The following is a 21,090-nucleotide window of genomic DNA, read 5'->3' on the forward strand; positions in this document are numbered from 1 at the left end:
GATGTACAACCTGCTTGTAGTGGACGACGAGGATATAGCCATCCGCGGCATTGTCGAGGGGATCGACTGGTCGTCCCTCCCCTTAGCGAATATTTTTACCGCATACGATGCCGAGGAGGCGCGGCAGGTGTTCAGGGGGCACCCCATTCATGTCCTGATCTCCGACATCGACATCCCGCAGGAGAACGGCATCGCTCTGCTCACCTGGGTCAACGAGACTTCGCCTCAAACGGAGACCATTTTCCTGACCGGCCACGCCAACTTCAATTTCGCTCAGCAGGCCGTCCAGCTCGGCAGCTTCGACTATCTGCTCAAGCCGGTCGATCATGACGTGCTGAAGAGCTGCGTGGAGAAAGCCGTCGAAGCGGTCCGCCGGCGCGAGCAGGACGAGGCGTATCTCAAGACGTACGCCTACTATTTCGACCAGTGGAACCGCCAGCTTCCGCTGCTCGTCGAGCGCCTGTGGCAGGACGTGCTGGGACTGCGCATCCCGGCCTCAGCGGACAAGCTCGAGCCGCTGTTCGAGCTGTACGGCATTCCGCTTGATATCGGCAAGCGCGTACAGCCGCTCCTGATCAGCGTGGAGCAGTGGACGCAGGATTGGAACGCGCGCGACGAAGAAATTATGACCTACGCGCTGAAGAACGCCGCGGCGGACATTTTGCTGAGAGACCGCTCCGGCCACGTTATTCAAGACGCAGGCGGCATACTCTTCGCCCTCCTCTACGAGCCGTCGGTGGAAGACGAGAGTACCCTTGAGGAGCGGTGCACGGAATATATCCGCAAATGCTCGGAATACCTGTACGCCGTCGTCTCCTGCTACATTGGCGAGGCAGCTCCCGTCGCCTCGCTGCGTTTCGGGGCTCAGAGCCTCGGCGAGCTGGAACGCTCCAATGTCTGCCAGACCGGCCGGGTATTCCGTCTATCAGACTATAAGCGGGAGAAGAAATCAATTACCGCCCAGCCGAATTTTCAGGAATGGTCGGCCCTCATCGAGCAGGGCAAGACATGCGAGCTGAAGCGCCACATTGAGGATTTGTTCGATCGCCTCCAGTTCGGTCAGGTCGACCATCCCTATATGGTCAGCTACTATTTCGGGCTTGTCCACACGGTCTTTCAGGTGCTGCAGCGGCGCTCCGTACCCGTGGAAACGGTGTATGCAGAAGAGGAATGGCACAGCGGCGAGAACGCGATGAAGTCGCTCGGCGCCATGAAGGCATGGACGATCCAGTTTGCCGCCAAAGCATCGGACTGCCTGGTTAAACAGGGAAAGGACGTGTCCAATACGATCGCCAAGGTACAAGCGTACATCGAAGAGAACCTGCAGCACGACCTGAACCGGGAGGAGATCGCGAGGCATGTTTATTTGAACCCTGCCTATCTGTCGCGGCTTTTCCGCAAGGAGACGGGAAAGTCGCTTACCGACTACATGGTTGATCGGCGCATGCTAAGATCAATATCCGAGCTCAAGCTGACGAACCATAAAATCAGCGATATTGCGATATCTGTCGGATATGCGAGCTTCTCCCACTTCTCCAAGCAGTTCAAGCGATCGACAGGAATGACGCCGCAAGATTACCGCAAGAAATACCAGAATGTTAGGTAAAAATGTCACCGGAGCAATAAGGTGGTAACGACGCCGCTAGAGTGCGGTGTCTTTTTTTGTGTACGATTATACCCATAGTCGATAGACAAGGAGGACCTAACATGGCCAATGCGGAAGCGGCCCCGCTGCAAGCGACGGGAGCCAAGACGCGGAAAGGAACGCGGAAAAGGACGCTCACCTACCTGATCCGAAACTATTGGATGTTCTATTTAATGCTGCTTCCCGGGGTGCTGCTGCTCATTTTCAACAATTACATCCCTATGCTCGGTATTGTAATCGCATTCAAGTCGGTCCGGTTCGATATCGGTATTCTGAACAGCCCCTGGGCGGGCCTTTCCAACTTCAAATTTCTGTTTCAATCCAGCGACTCGTACATCATCATACGCAACACGCTGCTGTACAATTCAGCGTTCATCGTGCTTAATTTGATTTTCCCGCTGGCTTTCGCCCTTATGTTGAACGAGATGAAGAACCGGTTTCTGTCCAAGCTGCATCAGACGATCATGTTCCTGCCGTACTTCCTCTCGATGACGGTCATCGCTTACCTCGTTTACGGCTTCATGAGCGATGAGCACGGCTATCTGAATGGCACGCTTCTGCCCGCCCTCGGTCTTGACTCGGTCCGCTGGTACTTCACGAAGGAGGTATGGCCGTTCGTCCTGCCGCTCATTAATACCTGGAAGAGCATGGGCTACTATACGGTCGTTTATATGGCGGCGATTATCGGCATCGACGACGAATATTACGAGGCGGCGACGATCGACGGAGCCAGCAAATGGCAGCAAATGACGAGTATTACTATCCCTCTCATTATGCCGGTTATTACCATCATGACCCTGCTGCAAATCGGCCGGATATTCAACGCCGACTTCGGACTGTTCTTCCAGGTTCCGCGTGAATCCGGCACTTTGTTCCCCGTGACTAACGTCATCGACACCTACGTTTACCGTACGTTCCTTACCGTAGGCGACATCGGCCTCTCGTCTGCCGCCGGGCTGTTCCAATCCGTTGTAGGCTTCACGCTCGTCTTTCTATCCAACTGGGTCGTTCGCCGTATTAACAGCGACAACGCCCTATTCTAGGAGGGAACCGGATGGCTGCCATCTCCGATAAAAACACTGCGGGCTCAAATCCGAAAAACCGGTTGTCCGCCGCAGCTTCAAGCGGCATCAATATCTTCTTCATCATCTATTCCGCCCTGTGCGTCATCCCGCTGCTGCTCCTGCTCTCCGTATCGTTTTCCGACGAGAAATCCGTCCTGACGCACGGCTACCGATTCATCCCGGAGAAGTTCAATCTAGCCGCCTATGCCTTCCTGTACAAGGACATAGGACAGATCGCGTATTCCTACGGAATCTCTATTACGGTTACGGTCGTCGGTACGGTGCTCAGCATGCTGATCATCGCGCTTTACGCCTATCCGATATCGCGCAGCCAATTTCCGCACGCCCGATTCTTTACCTTCTTCGTCTTCTTTACGATGCTCTTCTCCGGGGGGCTTGTTCCCTGGTATCTCGTCTACGTGCAGATGCTGAATCTGAAGGATACGCTCTGGGCGCTCATTATGCCGCTTCTGGTGTCCTCCTTCTGGGTTCTGATCGTAAGGACTTTTTTCAAGGAGACCATACCCGCTGCGGTACTGGAGTCGGCGAAGATCGACGGAGCCGGCGAGCTGCGGATCTTCATCCGCATCGTTCTTCCGCTCTCCATGCCGGTGCTGGCGACGGTGGCGCTCTTCCAGACGCTGACGTATTGGAACGACTGGTTTCTAAGCCTCGTCTTCATCACCAACGATCACAACATCTCGGTTCAATACCTGCTCTATAAAATGCTGGCAAATATTCAGTATCTCTCCAGCAATCCGACGGCTGCGGCCGAGATTGCCAGGGCGGGCGGCATGTTCAACTTTCCCAGCGAAACCGTGCGGATGGCCCTCGTCGTGGTTGGTATCGGCCCGATCGTGTTCGCCTACCCGTTCTTCCAGAAATATTTCGTCCGCGGCCTGACGGTCGGCGCGGTGAAGGGCTAATCCCTTCCCGGCTATCCCGCCGGAACGATCTGCCTTGCATTTGGCTGTAACCGGCAATCCGGTTAAGCATACAAATCGACTATTGGGAGGTCCATCTCTTTATGAAGCAGACGAAAAAAACAATTTCGCTGGTTGTCCTGCTCCTGCTCGTTATCACCCTCTTCATGTCCGCATGCAGCAAAAACCAGCCATCCGGTTCCGGCGGCAATGAAACGTCTGCCGGCAACGCCGGAGCCAGCGCAGCGGCGAATGACGGCGCGGACGCTCCGGCCGATCTAAAGCCCTACAAGCTGAAGCTGGTGTACGAAGGGCCGCCGCAGGCGGACGAGGCGATGGTGGAGGATGCTTTGAACAAAATTTTGACGGATAAAATCAACGCTACCATCGACATCGCTCCGATCGACTGGGGGGCATGGGACGACAAGGTGAACCTGATGATTGCCTCCCGCGAGCCCGTAGACATTCTATTCACGGCGCAGTGGAACGGCTATTCGAAGAATGTCGCCAAGGGCGCCTATAAGGAGCTCGGCGATCTGCTGAGCAAATACGGCCAAGGGATTATCAGCTCGCTTGATCCATCGTTCCTCGAGGGCTCCAAAATCAACGGTAAAAACTACGGCATACCGACGAACAAGGAGCTCGCGTTCGCAGGAGGAGTCGTCTACCGCAAGGATATTGCCGATGAGCTGGGCCTTGACATGAGCACGGTGAAGACGGCGGAGGATCTGGACGCCATCTACAAGGTGGTGAAGGAGAAGAAGCCGGATATGACTCCTCTCTATATGCAAGGCGGGTCGTTCGGGCAGCTGACCGAATTCGACTCCTTAGGCGACGGCACGATTCCCGGCGTCATCTCGAAGGAAGACAGCGACACGACGGTAAAGATGATGGAGGACTTCGATATTTACAAGCGTTATCTGAAGCTCGCCCGCGACTTCTTCCAGAAAGGCTATATCAACAAGGACGCCGCGACCACGCAGCTCTCGAGCGGCGACGCCTATAAGGGCGGCAACGTCTTCTCGACGATTGAGCCGCTCAAGCCCGGCAAGGCGGCGGAAATCGCCAATGCGGCCGGCATCGGAGGGAAGCTGGACCAAATCTACCTGACCGGTAAAACGGTCTCTACCTCCGAGACGGCGGGTGCCATGCTGGCGGTCTCGACGACGTCCAAGAATCCTGAGCGGGCAATGATGTTCATTAACCTGCTTCACACCGACAAGGATATCGTCAACCTGCTGAACTTCGGCATCGAAGGCGTGCATTATACGCTCAGCGGCGACGTCATGACGCCTACCGATAAATCCGGCCAATACGCCCCCGGCGTCGCTTGGGAACTCGGCAACCAGTTCCTCAACCATGTGTGGAACACCGAGGCGCCAGACAAATGGGAGCAGTTCAAGGCGTTCAACGAGGGAGCCAAACCGTCGCCGGGTCTCGGCTTCGTCTTCAACAGCGATTCCGTAAAGGCGGAGGTCGGCGCGCTCGCGAACGTCATCAAGCAGTACCAGAAGGCGCTGGAGACCGGCTCGGTCGACACCGACAAGGTCTTGCCCGAATATATCGCGGCGCTGAAATCCGCCGGCGTCGAGAAGGTCATCGCCGAGAAGCAGAAGCAGTTCGACGCCTTCCTGGCTGCGAAGGGCAAATAAGAACAGCACAAAAAGCCGTTGCTCCAGCTGCCTCGAGCGGTTGGAACAACAGCTTTTTTTGTTGTAGCGATTGCCGGTCCAAATGTTGACATCTCTTTCCAAAGAGACTATTCTTATAACAAATGTTAGTGAGTACTAACATACAGGCGAGTAAGGGTGAGCTGTTTTGGATAATAAGATAAAACTCATGCAAGCGGCGATTGATTTGATGGCGGAGAAGGGGTATAAAGGCGTATCCACCAAGGAGATTGCCGCGGTGGCAGGCGTTAGCGAGATGACGTTATTCCGGAACTTCGCCAATAAGCAAAATCTGCTCGAAAAGGCTGTTGAGCATTTTCATTATTCGGTGGAAATGACGCTGATCTTTCAAGAAAAAGTGGTATGGGATATGCGGTCAGATCTGCTGCTTATAAGCGAAATGTATCATGAGGTGATGGAGCGCAACCGCAAGCTGTTTCTTATCGTTCTGGCGGACAATGATTTGGCTGAAATCAGGCAGAAAGCGCAGAAGCATCCCCGGGTCTTGCTCGAGCTTCTGATGAATTATTTTACGGAAATGCAAAGACAACGCAAAATGATCGACACGGATGCGGAGACGCAGGCCATCACGTTTATGTGGATGAATTACGGGGCTTTTATCTCGCGTTTGTATACGACTGAGGCTGTTACAAAGGTTACGAGAGAGCAATTTGCGGAATCCAGCGTTGATTTGTTTGTGCGGGCTTTAAGCCGATAAATTCGAGGAGGATGAAGAATGGGATATTCCGAGAAAATCGTTGGTAAAACGGCCTCGGCCGGTTTTCAAATCGGGGTTCGCAGGACGCTGCCTATTTCTCCCGAAAAAGCTTGGACATTTCTCACTTCGGCCGAAGGCTTGAGGTTATGGATCGGCAACGTCAAGAACTTAGCGATAGAAGTGGGCGAGACGTTTCATAGCGCCGAAGGGATAGCGGGAGAATGGAGAATTGTGAAGCCTTTACAGCAGCTACGCCTGAAGTGGACAAAACCCGGCTGGGAGAAGCCTTCGACCTTGCAAATCCGGCTCATCTCCGGCCATCCGGAGAAAACAACGGTCAGCTTCCATCAGGAAAACCTGGACCATGCGGCTACGCGGGAGCAGATGAAGCTGTATTGGGAAGATGTGCTGAACGAAATGCTGCAGAAAACGAAAGCAAATTAAATACTATTATCCCCAAGAATAACAGGGCCATGACGATCGATCGTCATGGCCCTGTTATTGCTGAAGCACGTTGCTCTTGTATATCCAGCATCGGCGGCCGTCCATACATCCGGGCGTATTCGCGGCTGAACTGGGACGGGCTTTCGTATCCAACGCGGAAGGCGGCTTCCGAAGCATGCACCGTTTCCGTCAGCATTAAGCGTCTTGCCTCCTGCAGGCGCAGCGTTTTCTGATATTGCAGCGGGCTCATCGACGTTACGCGTTTGAAATGCTTATGAAAAGCCGAAGTGCTGAGGCTTGCTTTCTTGGCCAGCTGCTCGATGACAATTGGCTCCGCATATTGCCGGTTAATCATCCGAATCGCTTGCGCAATGTTATGCGAATGGCTGCCGACCATGGCAAAGGAGTGGATAAGCGAGCCATGCTCGCTTTGAAGTACGCGGTACAGGATCTCGCGGACAATAAGCGGTGCGAGAACGGGAATGTCCTCCGGCGTATCCAGCAGCTGAACAAGCCTGACGGCAGCTTCGAGCAAGCCCGGAGACGTGCGGTTCATCGTTATGCCCGGTGAGGCATCCGAAGGTGAGGCAGAGGCGCTGCTGCTTTCTTTTACAATATCGAGAATGACATCGGGATCGAAGCTTAGCTTCAGGCTTAAATAGGGGACCTCGGGCGAAGCCTCCACGATTTTGCTTATTATCGGCAATTCGGCAGCAATCACAACAAAAGTCATCGGGTCGTACCGGTAAGTCTCGTCTCCCAAAGCAGCCGTCTTTGCGCCTTGCGCTACAAGACAAAGGGATGGCTTATATACGGATTCCAGCGGCTCCGACAAATGGGTGGCATGCATCAATGACAGATTAGGAACAGTCGTAGGAAATGTGCCGCTTGACGGAGCATGGCGCAGGATCAAGTCCGCTAAGTGCCGTAAAGCCTGCTCCATTCGCAAGGTTTCGTCCATGGCTTGTGAATTCCTTTCCGAAGAGGTGATTGCTTTTATTTTAAAATATAAATGCGCGAGTTTCACTATACTATGCTTATCTTTCATCCGCGAAGAGAAATAGGCAAGGAATGAACGGTTCTGTTCTAACGGTTTTTCCCTTGCATTCCCTATAATCAATGTTGTAGCCACGCCAATTAAATAACCAAAACATAAAGGAGAGAATGAATCATGAGTTTACAAGGAAAAGTCGCAATTGTCACCGGTGCTTCGAGAGGAATTGGACGTCAAATCGCTATTCAGCTCGGCGAAGCCGGCGCGAAGGTCGTTGTTAATTATTCCTCAAACCAAGAGAAAGCTATTGAGGTTGTTCAATTAATCGAGCAAGCGGGCGGTGAAGCAGCTGCCATCCGCGGAGATATCGGCAAGGTCAGCGATGTGGAGGGACTGTTCTCGGAGACGCTCGAGCGGTTCGGACGCGTGGATATTCTCGTGAATAACGCTGGGATTATGGATCTGGCGCCGATTATGAACGTAACGGAGGAGATGTTCGACCGGCAGTTCATGATCAATGTAAAAGGGACGTATTTCGCCTGCCAGCAAGCGATGAAGCATATGGCAAGCGGCGGGACGATTATTAATTTCTCGACCTCCGTATCCGGCGCGATGCTTCCGACTTACAGCGTCTACGCCGCAACTAAAGGTGCTGTTGAACAGTTAACCCGTCAACTGGCAAAGGAATTTGGTCCAAAGGATATTATCATCAACTGCATCGCGCCTGGGCAGGTGTCGACCGAGCTGTTCCTGAACGGCAAATCCGAGGAGCTTGTGGATTCGTTCCGCCGCATGAACGCGTTTGGACGCCTTGGGGAGCCTGATGATATCGCCAATGCCGTAGAGCTGCTCGTCAGCGATAAAGCCCGCTGGATTACCGGACAGACGCTTCGCGTGAACGGCGGATTCAACTAATAAAAAATCGCCAGCCTGCTGCTGTTGAGCATTTGGCTGGCGATTTTTTATTTGTGGTTATGGCACAGATGAATGACTCAAAGCCGCGTTGGATTTAGTCCATTAAAAGGAGGCATTTTTGCCTAAGTATGCGTTCTACGTTGGATTCACTACAGTAAAATCAGCTCATAAGAGCTATGCTGTTTGAATTTCTTCATTTTCATTGGAGTAAATCCATTGCAGCCTTTCAAAGCCTTCCATTTAGCTTGCTTTCGTTGGAGCAATTCCAACGTACGATGACTGACAGTGGAGGAGATAACGGTGATTGTAACAGTGATGGTAATGGAAGTTGCTATGATGCTCTCAAATCTCCACCCGTACACCCGCTGCCCGGAATGCGGCAGCCATATCTTCCGGAATTCCTTTATCGGTAAGGAGAGCTGTCAATTCGGATAACCTCGCAAACGTACGAAGCGCGCTATGGCCAAACTTATGATGGTCGGCAACCCCGTAGCATTCGCGGGCGGTTGTCATCAATGCCTGCTTGAAATCGATCAAGTCGCCGGTATAGACGGACAAGCCATGCTCGAGATGAACGCCTGTGGCGGAAATAAACGCTTTATTAATGTTCAGGTTACGGACATAAGCGACAGCTTCCGGACCCGCAAGAACATTGCGGACGCGGTATCCGCCGGGGACAACGAGCCGGACGTTTTCTTTTCCCGCCAGCTCGCTGATGATGTAGACATCGTTGGTAATGACGGTTACCGGAAAATCGTTCAGCCGCTTTGCGATCTCAAGGGTTGTGCTTCCGCCGTCCAGCGCAATAATGTCATTGCTCGAGATGAACCTCATCGCCGTATCCGCGATGTCCGTTTTCTCGTCGGCATGCTTCGCGAGCGGCTCCTTCACCGGAAGAATGCCGAATTGATCGCTGTTTGCCAGTACGGCGCCGCCATGAATCCGTTTTACCAGGCCCTGCTCCTCCAGCTTCGTCAGATCCTCCCGGATCGTCTTGCCCGTAACGTTCAGCCGCTCGCTGAGCTCCGCAACCGTTACTTCCTTCTGCGTCAGCAGAACCTCCATAATACTCTCGTATCGGCGTAAATGGTTCATTTCATGTTCATCCGTTCTCATTGGTATTGCTAATATTCTATACTTAGCCTCTCGTCTCGTCCATAGTCACGAGATGTTTAATTAGGTTCATATATAATTTTACTAATGATTATTTCTATTAAATGAACTAAAATAAACATAAATGAATATTTGTAAGATAGAGAGGAGTAAACGATAGCCATGAACGGACAACAGCAGCGTCAAATAGAGATCATTCAGGCTGTAGCCTTATCCGCACAGAGCTTGCCTATGCTTGCTAGCGGATTATGGTTCCATCACGATATTCGGGATAACTTCTATTATGCCTCTTACTTATTTGCGGCAGCGGTAGACGAAGAAATTCAATCCGTATTGGACAACCCCGCCGACTCGAAAAAGAAAGCGGAAGGCGTGCTTGCACGGGTGCTGCAGCTTCAGCAAAAGGATCCGGCTGAGCCGCTGTATGGTCATTTTTCATTGAATTTGAATCCTTCCCCTGAGCTGGCGAAAGCCCACGAGCTCCCGGTTGAGCTGATGGGCAGCTTAATGGTTTATTTCTTTACGCGTTATGGACAACGCATGAGTGCGGAATTGCAGGAAGGCTTCGAGCATGCGCTCCAACATATTTATGAAGGAGGCTTCTATAGAAAGCCGCTGCAGCTGTTTCATCACCATGAGGCAAAATATACCGCGGCCAAGATCATATTCGGACAGCGCTATGAGGACCAGGAGCTGCTCGAAGACGGTATCGCTTCCCTGAAGCGCACCATGGAGCGGGTAACGGCCCAAGGAATGCCGGAGTATGGGGCTTTGCCATGGTTCTGGCATTGGGTTCAGGCGTTTACTTGCGCGTGGGAGCAGACGGCAGAGCCGGCGTTAAAGCAGCAGCTTGCCGAGATGCTCGATTACCTATGGCGGGAAAGAGCACTGTTTTACCTGAAGGGCGCCTGGGTTGGTGCCCATTCCCGGGGCTGGCCGCATGACGCGCCTGCTGACCGCAACGTCTTGCATGATTATGTGCAATTTGGAGATTTTCCGCTGGGGGATCGTATGACTCGTACGGAGTATGCGGGCTTCCTTTGCTATACTGCCCCGGAGGATGCTCTTCGGAGGGCGCTAGAGCGGGACCAGCCTGAAGTTGTCGCCAAACAAATCATCAAGATTGATACCGGGGAAGAAATTCCGCTGCATTCCTATACTTATGTGACGAAGGACTATGCGGCCGGCGGCATTTGGGAGCGGGTAAAAGAGTTTGATAACGAGCAAATCCGGTGGATGGTCTCGTTCCCGGTTACGGGAGAGATTGGCGTAAATCAGCTTTACTTCTTCCATCCGGGGGAAGGCTGGAGGGAGGGAGATCCGCGGCATCAAAGCAAGTATGCTGAGGTGCTGTACGACAAGAACCGGATTCTGACGTTATTCCCTGTCCCGGAGCATGCCGAGCAGCAAGAGATTATCGGTGTACTTCCGAAAGGGACTTGGATTAGGCAAGAAGCGGGCTTGTATGGTCAGGTGCAAAATGTTTGTGTTTCTATTCTGCTGCATGGACATTATACCTTCGAGGAGCTTGAGGAATACAATTTGGTTCGTCTGCAAGGAGAGCCTGCTGCGGCAGCGGTAGAAATATTGGGGCAGGATGAAGCGGAAAAGCTTGCAATCGGCAGCCTGGCTGCGTTCGCTGAGCGGATGAGCGGGGTAGAATTCATCTTGCAGCAGGCATCTAGACTTGGCGGCAAGCTTATCTATACCGGCATCAGCCATCAGGAGCTGCTTGAGCTGATTGTCGCAAGCCCGGGGCAATCGGTCGCGAGAATAAACGGGGAAGAGATTCCTCGCCTAGGCCATTGAGCGAGCCAGATTAAGGTCCCTAAGGGACCTTAACGGCCACTGGAGGGGAGCGAAGCAGGCACTTAAGGTCCTTCAGGGACCTTAAGTTACGCCGAGACGCACCGAATAGGCATAAATGAGTTGAAGCGAGCCAGGTTAAGGTCCCTGAGGGACCTTAACGGCCACTGGAGGGGAGCGAAGCAGGCACTTAAGGTCCTTCAGAGACCTTAAGTTACGCCGAGACGCACCGAATAGGTATAAATGAGTTGAAGCGAGCCAGGTTAAGGTCCCTGCGGGACCTTAACGGCAGCTGAAGGGGGACGAAATAGCCTCATAAGGTCCTTCAGGGATATTAAGACTCCCCGTTAAGCTGCAATGCGCTAATAGCTGGCCCGCCCAGCGGTAACACTGCTCAAGCTGTTCTTCGGATACCTGCTCCGAGCGATGCTCGAACATGATTTTGACATCCGGATTTTCGCTGGAGATTATCCGTAAATACCGTTCAATGGGAGCCCAACCATCGCTTGGCTGCTGAACGGGAAGGACGGGCGTCCGGCTCTGCGTAATTTGTCCCTCGACAATCTGCACATTGGACAAATGAATGGTTGCGGCATATTTGGCGTATCGGCGAAGAATGGTATCGGCATGGAAAAAAGGATCAATCCGGTCCTGGATGTACAGTCTTGCGGTATCGAGACAAAGCTTGATGCTGCTATATTCCTCCAGCTTGCGCTGCAAATAGTCGTCGTCATAGACATAGCTGTTCACGGCATCAAATTCCAAGACAGGCGTAAATCCATACTTGGCGCCCATAATGGATAACCATTCGAACAAAGCATCGCTATGCTTCCGAAATTCATCAAAGGCATATTCGCTTTCGAATTCGTATTCCATGCGGTTATCGAATCGCCAGTTAGACCAATCCGCGCGATCGTCCAGAATAACGGGCTTTGGATAATGAAAAAGCACATAGTCCGGCTGCATTCGCGAATGGATGTAAGCAAGCTCTTGCTCCGCTATGGAGTAAGCATCCGATCTTACGTTATCCTCCCTGGCGATAAGCAATGGATCCCTAAGGGGAGAAATCCCAGCCCGCAGAGGAAAATGAATGCCGATCCGAAAGCCTTCAGCATGAGATTCCCGGATCAGATTCTCAATATCCTGCTCGCTCTGGAATAGACAAGCTTCAATGCCGTAAAAATCGTGTTTATAGTCCTTGTCATATTTGTTGTAGTCGAATTGTCCATACTGTCCGATAAGGAAACGACGATTCATGAGCGTGATTGTCCCTTATCTGCCGAAACCCAGTATGAGAAGGAGAAGCGACAAAAGCATCTCCAGAAATGAAGGTTTGTATGACATCCTGGAACATCCTTTCTATGTGTTTCTGGAAGTATTCTCCATTATAAAGACTAGATCCTTTTGCACAGTAAAAAAAAGGCCGACCTATCGGTCAGCCAGTAATCTTTATTTTTGTGCCGCAAGCTCGGAGAGACGCTCCATAACCCGCTGATTATATAGTCCGCCATGGTAACAGACAACGGTTTGAATATCAAAATCCAGCAGTCCGGCGATGGAAGCTTGGGCGGTTAACGGGTCTAATGTGGTAGCGGGGTCAGCTCCATATAGCTCGCCGTCTCTTACCATCAGAGCATCTCCGGCAATTAGCGTACGGGAAGGCTCGTGGTAAAGACTGATATGTCCCGGCGTGTGTCCCGGGGTATCAATGACGGTAATTCCTCCGCCTAGCGGAAGAAGCTCGCCGCCGATCACTACCCGGTCAACATGGGCCTTAGGCGGATTCAGCATCATCCGTTTTAAACCGTTGCGGAACGATTCGGGCACGGAGTCCGGCATCCTGTCGATGCTTGCGATAGCTTCGTCCGTGAAACGGATAAGCCTTTTGTCTCCTTGGATGTACGGTTTCTCGAGCGGATGTGCCCATACTTCGATCCCTGCTCCGGAGGCTAACTCCGGCAAATTTCCGATATGATCGATATCCTGATGGGTAAGAATAATATGTGTAAGCTTGTCTGGACTGCCTCCAGCAGCTTCAATCGCTGCTTGGAGCTGCGGTAGCTGGGCGGGATAACCGGTATCCAGCAAAATTTGATGCTGATCGTCCCAGATCAGAACCGGATAAACGGTATCGATAGCGCCCATCACGGGGGCGCTTATGGACAGTATGGCAAGTTGGGCTTGCATAAAGGTCACACTCCTCGTACAAAATGAAGGGGACCCGGCCGAGGTCATGTGACTATATTACAGACTCTCGGGAATTGTGTAAATAGCAAAATATATTATTATAACATATAAAAATATTTTTGTCAATACTCTAATTCTGGTTTGGTGGGACGGATATATGAGGCCAGTCGTTAGAGATATACGTTGGAATCGATACAGTATAACTGAACGATATGGTCAGTTTACTGCAGTTTGCTATAAGTTGCTTGACTTTTCTTTTTGTTGTAACTACAATTGTTACAACGACCGATCATTCAGATCCGGCCAGCGAAGGTTATTTTTCGGTTGTATGCCAGGTTTGTCTCGGCTGTATGCTTGGTTTATTGCTAGGTCTCGTGCTCTTAAACCGGCCAGCGGAGTGTTGTTTCGAGCCCAAGTGCGACTTTGTACGTTTGTTCCAACCATTGAAAATTATAATCCGAGGAACAAACTACATGGAGCAATCAACCGAAACAATACGTAGCCCCAACGCGGAGCGTCCTTGACTTCTACCCCAGTTGTAACTACAATTGTCACAACAATAGTGCTTAAACGGCAGGCGGAGATTGTTTCGAGTTGAATGCGACTTTGTACGTTTGTTCCAACCATTGAAAATGATAATTCGAGGAACAAACTACATGGAGCAGTCAACCGAAACAATCGTAGCATTAGGGGGAACAAACATGAAAATCAGCAGCCGCTTCTCCATAGCGGTCCATATTTTATCGCTGCTGGAGATTTCCAAGGACGCTCACAACACTTCCGAATGGATTGCCGGCAGCGTCAACACGAACCCGGTTATTATCCGACGGTTGTTGGGACAGCTGAAGAAGGCTGGTCTCGTTCAAGTCCGGGCCGGTACCGGCGGTGCGTATCTGACCAAGGAAATGAGCGAGATTACATTGCTGGATATTTTCCGGGCGGTAGACGTCGTCGAGGAGGGACAGCTTTTTCATATACATGAAGGGCCGAATCCCGACTGTCCGGTTGGAGCAAGCATTCAGGTTGTGCTGGAGCTTGTGCTGAAGAAGTCGCAGGATGCCATGGAGAGTGTTCTCGCGCAGATTACCCTGGAGGAACTGGTCGCAGATCTGATAAGGACGAATCAAAACAAATAATTTCATTCTATTTAGGAGGTTTTTTATATGAAAATTGCAGTCGTAGGCGCTACAGGCAAAGCAGGTCAATTTATAGTGAAGGAAGCGCTTAGCCGCGGACATGAAGTAACGGCGGTTGTACGGAACCGTGCCAAGGTAACGGAGGAAGGCGTTCAAGTGATCGAGAAAGAAGTTTTCGATCTGACAGCAGCCGACCTGCAAGGCTTTGACGTCGTCGTGAACGCTTTTGGCGCTCCGCTTGGCCAGGAACATCTGCACGTAACAGCAGGCAAAGCTTTGATCGATGCATTGTCGGGAACGGATACACGCCTGATCGTAATTGGCGGAGCAGGCAGCTTGTACGTGGACGAAGCCAAGACGGTTCAGCTCTTTAACACGCCTGATTTCCCTGAGATGTTCCTTGCTACGGCGAAGAACCAAGGACAAAACCTTGAGGATCTGAAGCAATCGACAGGTCTGAAATGGACCTTTGTCAGCCCGTCCGCTTTCTTTGATCCGGAAGGCAAGCGTACGGGTTCCTATACGCAAGGCAAAGACCATCTGCTTGTGAATTCGAAAGGCCACAGCTATGTCAGCTACGCGGACTTTGCGATTGCCATTGTGGATGAAGCCGAGAATGCCGCTCATGTAAATGAACGTTTCACCGTGGCTTCCGAAAAGTAAGCAAAAAGAGATGCTGCTCCAGCGAAGGGAGCAGCATCTTTTTTGTTTAACCCTATCCTTTCTCATAGCAGGGCACCGCGTTTTTTTAAATGACGGTATAACGCAATCGACATGACCGAGCACAACAGGGCGCATGTCCCGATGAAAATATAACCGGCTTGCAGGCCGGCAATGAGACCCGCCTTCGGATGAGCCTCTTCCGCAAAGCCGTCCTTGAACAGCTCGATAATAAGCCCGATCAGATAGTTCCCCGCAACCGTTGCAATTCCCATCAAAGTCACAGTAAACGTAATAGCCGTATCGCTTTCCTTCGAATAACGTCTGGCAATCAAGGCCATAACCGTCGGATAGATCGGCGCGATGCCGATGCCGGCTGCCGCAAACAGGAAGGCCCCAGGCTCCCCAAGAATAACAGCCGCAATCGAGCAAAGACCGGAGAAGGCCGACAGCACGATGAGCGACATCGTATAACCGATTTTATCGGTGACCGGACCTAACACGAGTCTCGCAAATGTAAAACAGAGGAAAAAGGCGGATAGCATAGCCGCGGACGTATCGCTGCTCCAGTCATAGGCCTTCTCCAGAAAGTTGACGAGCCAGCTCCCGATGGACATCTCGGAGACAACGCCAAGGGAGAGAACGCCTACAAGCAGCCACGCCGCTTTATCCCGTACATATTCCCACAGAGACAGACGCTCGCCTTGCTTCTCTTCCTGCTTCGGCGCTTTGGCGAAGATGGTAGGAATCATCGGCAGCAAAGTCAGAGAAAGCATCAAGCAGTACATGCCCCGCCAGCCAAGCTCGGAGCTTGCGCCGAACAGATGAATTCCCATCAGATTAGCGGCCAGAAGCGGGGCGACAATCGAGCTGAGCCCATAAAAGAAATGGGCCAGATTCATCATTGTGCCGGTGTTTCGTGTAAAGATCTGCGCGGCCAGAATCGCAAGCGCGATCTCTAGCAGGCCGTTGCCGATATACATGAAGAAGTAGGACAATACCATCGTGGAATAGCTGATAGAGAAATACAGGCAGAAGCCGGATATAACCATTGAGCCAAAGGCGATAAGGGTCGTCAGCTTGATGCCGATTTTTTTTACCAGCCAGCCCGTAAAGCTGCACGCGATCAGATAGCCGAGGGAATTAAGGGCAAGCAGCATGCCGATCTGCGCTTCGTTCAGCGAGAAATCGGCCTGCATGCGCGGGATGGCGGGACCTTTAATATTTTCCGAAAAGCCAAATATGAGAAAGCCGCCAAATACAATGGCCAAGAGCAGCGTATAGTTGCTGAACAAGGACCGTTTTGACCGTGCTTCTAGTTCGGTTTGCATGTTATCCTCCTATTTTGCGTCTCTATTTGAATCTATGAAGTCCGTCTACTAATGTACCATTGATAGGGCCTGGGGGAAATATTTTCAGGAAGGAAATCGAGAGAAAAAAGCGAATATATGTACGGTTACGGGTGTCGAAAACGGAAGGTACATGAGTAGCGGAAGGGAATGTTCATAGAGTGAAATTTTTTCATACTGCAGACTGGCATTTAGGCAAGCTTGTGCAGGGTGTATATATGACGGAAGACCAGCGGTATGTGCTGGAGCAATTTGTAAGCGCGGTAGAGCTGGAACGGCCGGATGCCGTTATTATCGCAGGCGATTTGTACGACAGGGCTATCCCTCCGACGGAAGCAGTGGATCTGCTTGACGAGCTGCTGGAGCGGATCGTTGTTGGGCTGGATACGCCGGTGCTTGCGATCTCGGGCAACCATGACAGTCCGGACAGGATTGACTTCGGAACGGCTATGATGGAAAGCCGCGGGCTTCATATCGCCGGAAGATTAAGAACGGAACATAAGCCGGTTGTGCTCAAGGACGCGTTTGGCGAGGTGCATGTGCATCTGGTGCCTTATGCCGACCCGGCCCAAGTACGGATTACTTACGAAGACGAGAATATCCGGACGCATGATGAAGCCATGCGCGCAATCACGGGGCGGATTGCTTCGCATATGGATCCGGCTGCGAGACATATTGTCGTGGGACATGCTTTCGTCACGGCAACGGGTGCGGCGGAGCCTAATACAAGCGACTCGGAACGCCCGCTTTCGATTGGCGGAGCCGAGCATGTGCGGGCGGACTATTTTGCACCGTTCCATTATACCGCTCTTGGGCATTTGCATCAGGCGCATTTTGTCGGAAGCGAAAAAATCCGTTACGCGGGTTCCCCCCTCAAGTATTCGATCTCCGAGGAGCATCACAATAAAGGCTACCTCGTGGTGGAGATGGACGCGGACGGCAACGTGGCGATTGAGAAAAGAGAGCTGAAGCCGCTGCGCGATATGCGGCGGATTGCCGGTCCGATTGAAGAGATCGAGACCCATCCGGTGAACGAGGATTATGTCTTTGTTACGCTGCTGAACGACAACCCCGTCCTGTTCCCGATGGAGAAGGTTCGGGCGGTTTACCCGAATGCCCTCCATGTGGAGCGCAGGGTAACGGCCGTTCGCGGCATTGGCAAGGACGGCGATTCCCCGGAGATGGCGGTGCGGAGGAGCGAAGCCGATCCGGTAAGCTTGTTCGAATCCTTTTATCTCGAAGTGAAGGGTGTAGCGCTAGATGAGCCGAAGAAACGGCTGTTCGCCGATACGTTTGGCGGATTGCTGCGAGAGGAGGGAGAAGCAAGGTGAGACCTCTCAAAATTACGATGACGGCCTTTGGCCCGTACCGCGATGCGGAGACCGTGGATTTTAGCGAGCTTGGGGAGCATCGCCTGTTTGTTATTTCGGGCAGTACCGGTGCCGGCAAAACAACGATATTTGACGCGATTTGTTTTGCTCTATACGGTACCGCAAGCGGCGAGGACCGTTCGGAGCCCCGCATGCTGCGGAGCCATTTCGCCGATGACGAGAAGCATACGGCCGTTGAGCTGGATTTTGCCGTGGGGCGCCGGATGTACCGGGTATTCCGTCAGCTTCCTCACCGGAAGGGCACGAACAAAAGCGAGACGGGCGGCAAAGCCGAGCTGTACGAGCTGACAGGCGGCGAAGCCGTACCGGCGGTGGACCGGTTTATGGTCGGCGACGTCAACGCCAAGCTGGAGACGATTATTGGCCTAACCAAGGAGCAGTTCAACCAGATCGTGATGCTTCCGCAGGGCGAGTTCCGCAAGCTGCTCACTTCGGATACGGATAATAAAGAAGAGATTTTGCGCCGGATATTCCGGACGGAGCTGTACCAGCGGCTCGAGACGCGCTTCCAGCAGCAGAACCGGGAGCTTGGGGACCAGCTGAAGGAAGCGAGGATCCGCGTGGACCACTTCATGAAGCAGGCGGCGGATAACTTGCCGCGCAGAGAAGACAGCCAGCTTGCGCAGACGCTGGCGCAGGAGCTGTACAATGCGGCGCAGCTGTCGGAAGCGCTGGAGCAGGAGATTGCATACTACCGCCAGCTCATGGCGGAAGGCGAATCGGGCAAGCGAGAGCTGCAGCGGCAGCTCGGCGAGCAGGAAGGGGCGCTGCAAAGCGAGCTGGCGCTGCACGCGCGCTTCGCGGAGCTGGCAAGCGAGCGGGCGAAGCAGGAGCGGCTCGCGGCGCAAAGCGGCGAGCATGCGGAGCGGGAGCGCCGGCTGCTGCTCGCGGAGCGCGCGGCGCAGTTGGCGCCGTACGCGGAGCAGGCGGTCCGCGCGGAGCGCGATGCTGCGGCGAAGCAGCAGGCCCGCGATATGCGGCTCCAGGCGGCGGAGGCCGCGAAGGAGGCGCTCGCGGCAGCCGAGGAGCGGCATCGCCGCGAGGAGGAGCGCGGCGCGGAGCGGCAGGCGGCGGAGCGCGAGCTGCACCGCCTCGCGGAGCTGGCGCCGGCGGTGCAGACGCTGGAGGCGCAGCGCTTAGCCGTCGAGCAATTGGCGGCTTCTGAGAAAAGCGGCGCGGCAAAGCTGACGTCGGCGGAGGCGCTGATCGCCGAAGCGAAGGAAGCCAAGCTGACGCTGGCAACGCAGCTCAAGGCGATTGAAGGTGCGGTCGAGGCGCTTCCGGGCGTTGTTGAACAAAGAAATCAGGTCCTACAGACAGGCAAATATATTTCCAAGTTAATTGAGCTGGAGAAGGACCTTGTCTCCCATGCATCCGTGATTGAAGAGCGGGCTTTATCGCTTGCCCAAATCCGCGAGGAGCATGACCGGCTGGAACGCAATTGGATTGAGGGGCAAGCGAGCCTGCTGGCCGCCCATCTTCATGACGGTCAGCCTTGTCCGGTCTGCGGCAGTCAGGAGCATCCGGGAAAAGCGGTTGCGGCGGAAGCCGTGCCGTCCAGGGAGCAGCTCCAGCAGGCGAAGGAGCAGCTATCCCGTTACGAACGCGAGCTGAACGAAGCGAAGCTCCAGGCGGCGGCGACGCGTTCGAGCTGGGAAGGAAGCGCGGCGGAGCTTGCGGAATACGGGGCGGAAGCCTCGGGGCTTGCCGAGCAGCAAGCCGAGCTTCGGAAACGCTGGAAGCAGCTGAATGAGGAAGCGGAACGGCTAGGCGCGCAGGTTGAGCAAGGCAAGCTGTTGAAACAGCGTGCAGAAGAAATTGAGTTGAATTTGGAGCAGCTTCAACAAGCGAAGGATAAGCTGCAGGCGGAGCAGCAGCGGATTGCGGTCGAGCGCGGCGCCAAGCAGTCGGCGCTCGAGAAGGAGCTTGAGCGTATTCCGGAGGAGCTCCGCTCTCCGAAAGAGATGGAGCTGCGGCTGAGACAGCAGCGCAGCTTAGCGGAGTCTCTTGCCGCAGCTTGGAAAGAGGCGCAGGATGGATTGCTGCGGATGCGCGCGAAGTTTGCCGAAGAGCAGGCTCATGCGGAGCAGACCGGGCAGCAGCTTGTTGAAGCCCGGGACAATGCGGCGCTCGCTGCCGCACGGTTTGAGGAAGAGCTTGCGAAGGCGGAGTTTAGCTCCGCGGAAACATTCCGCAAGGCTCATCTGCCGGATCAAGATAGACGGGCGCTGAAGGAGCAGCTCGAGGCGTACAAGACGGCCCTTGCAGCCGCTGGAAAGCGGATTGAAGAGCTGGAGCAGGAGCTATCGGGCAAGCAGCAGGCAGACACCGAAGCGCTGAAGACGGCTATTGCCGAGCTGAAAGTGCGGATTGAGGCAGCAGCGAATGAGCTGCAGATTGCTTCCCGGTTCGCCGAGGACGCAAGCAAGCTAAGGACGGCTATTGATCAGGCAGCGGCTAAGGTTAAGGAGCTGGAAGCGAAGCTTGAGCAGGTGCTGGATCTGTACCAGATGCTTAAAGGCGACAACGCACTCAAAATTTCATTCGAACGTTATATTCTTATCGAATATCTGGAACAGATTTTGCATGCCGCAAACGTCCGGCTCCGTCATTTGTCCGGCGGCCAGTTCGTTCTGCAGCGGAGCGACCGGCTCGAGACGCGAGGCAAACAAAGCGGGCTTGGCCTTGACGTCTACGATGCCTATACCGGCCAGAACCGGGATGTGAAGACGATGTCGGGCGGCGAGAAGTTTAATGCTTCGTTATGCCTTGCGCTTGGCATGACCGATGTCATTCAATCGTTCCAAGGCGGCGTCTCCATCGAAATGATGTTTATTGACGAAGGCTTTGGCTCGCTGGATGAGGATTCTCTCAACAAAGCGATTGAGGCGTTGGTGGATCTGCAGCGTTCAGGCCGGATGATTGGCGTCATCTCCCACGTGCAGGAGCTTAAAGCAGCCTTCCCGGCTACACTCGAAGTGTACAAGACGAAGGAAGGCTACAGCCGGACATCCATTGCTGTAAGGTGAGTCGGCTTTTGCCGATCGATGTAAAATAATGGGTTGACACTTTTGC

Annotated in this window: 17 protein-coding genes; 12 read left to right on the plus strand and 5 right to left on the minus strand. The window is 53.3% G+C overall.

All coding sequences use genetic code 11. The features are described from left to right. Window position 1 precedes the first annotated feature (1 nt). From WFJ73_RS16810 to WFJ73_RS16835, 6 genes are all read left to right on the plus strand, one after another. Window positions 2-1,606, plus strand: a complete 1,605-nt coding sequence (locus WFJ73_RS16810; protein WP_336774169.1) for a response regulator transcription factor — start codon at window positions 2-4, stop codon at window positions 1,604-1,606. Window positions 1,607-1,707: 101 nt separating this feature from the next. Continuing rightward, a complete protein-coding gene (locus WFJ73_RS16815; RefSeq protein ID WP_336774170.1) occupies window positions 1,708-2,688 on the plus strand; it encodes an ABC transporter permease in 981 nt (326 codons plus the stop codon). 11 nt (window positions 2,689-2,699) lie between these two features. Then, window positions 2,700-3,635: a carbohydrate ABC transporter permease gene (locus WFJ73_RS16820; RefSeq protein WP_336774171.1), complete on the plus strand. Its 936-nt coding sequence runs from the start codon at window positions 2,700-2,702 to the stop codon at window positions 3,633-3,635. Window positions 3,636-3,799: 164 nt separating this feature from the next. Continuing rightward, the gene (locus WFJ73_RS16825) at window positions 3,800-5,284 is read left to right on the plus strand and encodes an ABC transporter substrate-binding protein (RefSeq protein WP_336774172.1); all 1,485 of its coding nucleotides are present in this window, start codon (window positions 3,800-3,802) and stop codon (window positions 5,282-5,284) included. A 187-nt stretch (window positions 5,285-5,471) separates the two neighbouring features. Then, window positions 5,472-6,020, plus strand: a complete 549-nt coding sequence (locus WFJ73_RS16830; RefSeq protein WP_442955962.1) for a TetR/AcrR family transcriptional regulator — start codon at window positions 5,472-5,474, stop codon at window positions 6,018-6,020. 18 nt (window positions 6,021-6,038) lie between these two features. Next, on the plus strand, window positions 6,039-6,464 hold the full coding sequence (locus tag WFJ73_RS16835; RefSeq protein ID WP_336774174.1) for an SRPBCC domain-containing protein: 426 nt from the start codon (window positions 6,039-6,041) through the stop codon (window positions 6,462-6,464). Window positions 6,465-6,507: 43 nt separating this feature from the next. Here the strand turns inward: WFJ73_RS16835 and WFJ73_RS16840 are convergent, their stop codons facing one another. Then, on the minus strand, window positions 6,508-7,425 hold the full coding sequence (locus WFJ73_RS16840; protein WP_336774175.1) for an AraC family transcriptional regulator: 918 nt from the start codon (window positions 7,423-7,425) through the stop codon (window positions 6,508-6,510). A gap of 210 nt (window positions 7,426-7,635) precedes the next feature. On the opposite strand from WFJ73_RS16840, the gene WFJ73_RS16845 reads away from it, so the two are divergent. Then, window positions 7,636-8,373, plus strand: a complete 738-nt coding sequence (locus tag WFJ73_RS16845; RefSeq protein ID WP_336774176.1) for an SDR family oxidoreductase — start codon at window positions 7,636-7,638, stop codon at window positions 8,371-8,373. A gap of 342 nt (window positions 8,374-8,715) precedes the next feature. Here WFJ73_RS16845 and WFJ73_RS16850 read toward each other — a convergent pair whose 3' ends face one another. After that, entirely contained in the window at window positions 8,716-9,468 is a 753-nt protein-coding gene (locus WFJ73_RS16850; protein ID WP_336774177.1) for a DeoR/GlpR family DNA-binding transcription regulator, read from the minus strand. 180 nt (window positions 9,469-9,648) lie between these two features. Between WFJ73_RS16850 and WFJ73_RS16855 the strand changes: the two genes are divergently transcribed. Further along, window positions 9,649-11,295, plus strand: a complete 1,647-nt coding sequence (locus tag WFJ73_RS16855) for a hypothetical protein (RefSeq protein ID WP_336774178.1) — start codon at window positions 9,649-9,651, stop codon at window positions 11,293-11,295. Between the two features lie 279 nt (window positions 11,296-11,574). On the opposite strand, the gene WFJ73_RS16860 is transcribed toward WFJ73_RS16855, so the two are convergent. Both WFJ73_RS16860 and WFJ73_RS16865 read right to left on the minus strand, forming a co-directional pair. Beyond that, complete coding sequence (locus tag WFJ73_RS16860; RefSeq protein ID WP_336774179.1) at window positions 11,575-12,549, minus strand: sugar phosphate isomerase/epimerase; 975 nt, start codon at window positions 12,547-12,549, stop codon at window positions 11,575-11,577. A gap of 192 nt (window positions 12,550-12,741) precedes the next feature. Beyond that, window positions 12,742-13,479, minus strand: a complete 738-nt coding sequence (locus WFJ73_RS16865) for an MBL fold metallo-hydrolase (protein ID WP_336774180.1) — start codon at window positions 13,477-13,479, stop codon at window positions 12,742-12,744. Window positions 13,480-14,180: 701 nt separating this feature from the next. Between WFJ73_RS16865 and WFJ73_RS16870 the strand changes: the two genes are divergently transcribed. Further along, the gene (locus tag WFJ73_RS16870; RefSeq protein WP_116394308.1) at window positions 14,181-14,615 is read left to right on the plus strand and encodes an Rrf2 family transcriptional regulator; all 435 of its coding nucleotides are present in this window, start codon (window positions 14,181-14,183) and stop codon (window positions 14,613-14,615) included. Window positions 14,616-14,642: 27 nt separating this feature from the next. Beyond that, window positions 14,643-15,278 carry an NAD(P)-dependent oxidoreductase gene (locus tag WFJ73_RS16875; protein WP_336774181.1) on the plus strand — a complete coding sequence of 212 codons (636 nt, stop codon included), beginning with the start codon at window positions 14,643-14,645 and terminating at the stop codon, window positions 15,276-15,278. 62 nt (window positions 15,279-15,340) lie between these two features. Here the strand turns inward: WFJ73_RS16875 and WFJ73_RS16880 are convergent, their stop codons facing one another. Next, window positions 15,341-16,606, minus strand: a complete 1,266-nt coding sequence (locus WFJ73_RS16880; protein ID WP_336774182.1) for an MFS transporter — start codon at window positions 16,604-16,606, stop codon at window positions 15,341-15,343. A 179-nt stretch (window positions 16,607-16,785) separates the two neighbouring features. On the opposite strand from WFJ73_RS16880, the gene WFJ73_RS16885 reads away from it, so the two are divergent. Together WFJ73_RS16885 and WFJ73_RS16890 are read left to right on the plus strand one after the other, a co-directional pair. Then, window positions 16,786-17,955, plus strand: coding sequence for an exonuclease SbcCD subunit D (locus WFJ73_RS16885; protein WP_336774183.1), 1,170 nt, complete (start codon window positions 16,786-16,788; stop codon window positions 17,953-17,955). Beyond that, window positions 17,952-21,044 carry an SMC family ATPase gene (locus WFJ73_RS16890; RefSeq protein WP_336774184.1) on the plus strand — a complete coding sequence of 1,031 codons (3,093 nt, stop codon included), beginning with the start codon at window positions 17,952-17,954 and terminating at the stop codon, window positions 21,042-21,044. The genes WFJ73_RS16885 and WFJ73_RS16890 overlap by 4 nt, the downstream gene beginning before the upstream one ends. The last annotated feature ends 46 nt before the right edge of the window (window positions 21,045-21,090 follow it).

Origin of the sequence: Paenibacillus sp. MMO-58 (genome assembly GCF_037146255.1) — a bacterium.
Lineage (GTDB): Bacteria > Bacillota > Bacilli > Paenibacillales > Paenibacillaceae > Pristimantibacillus.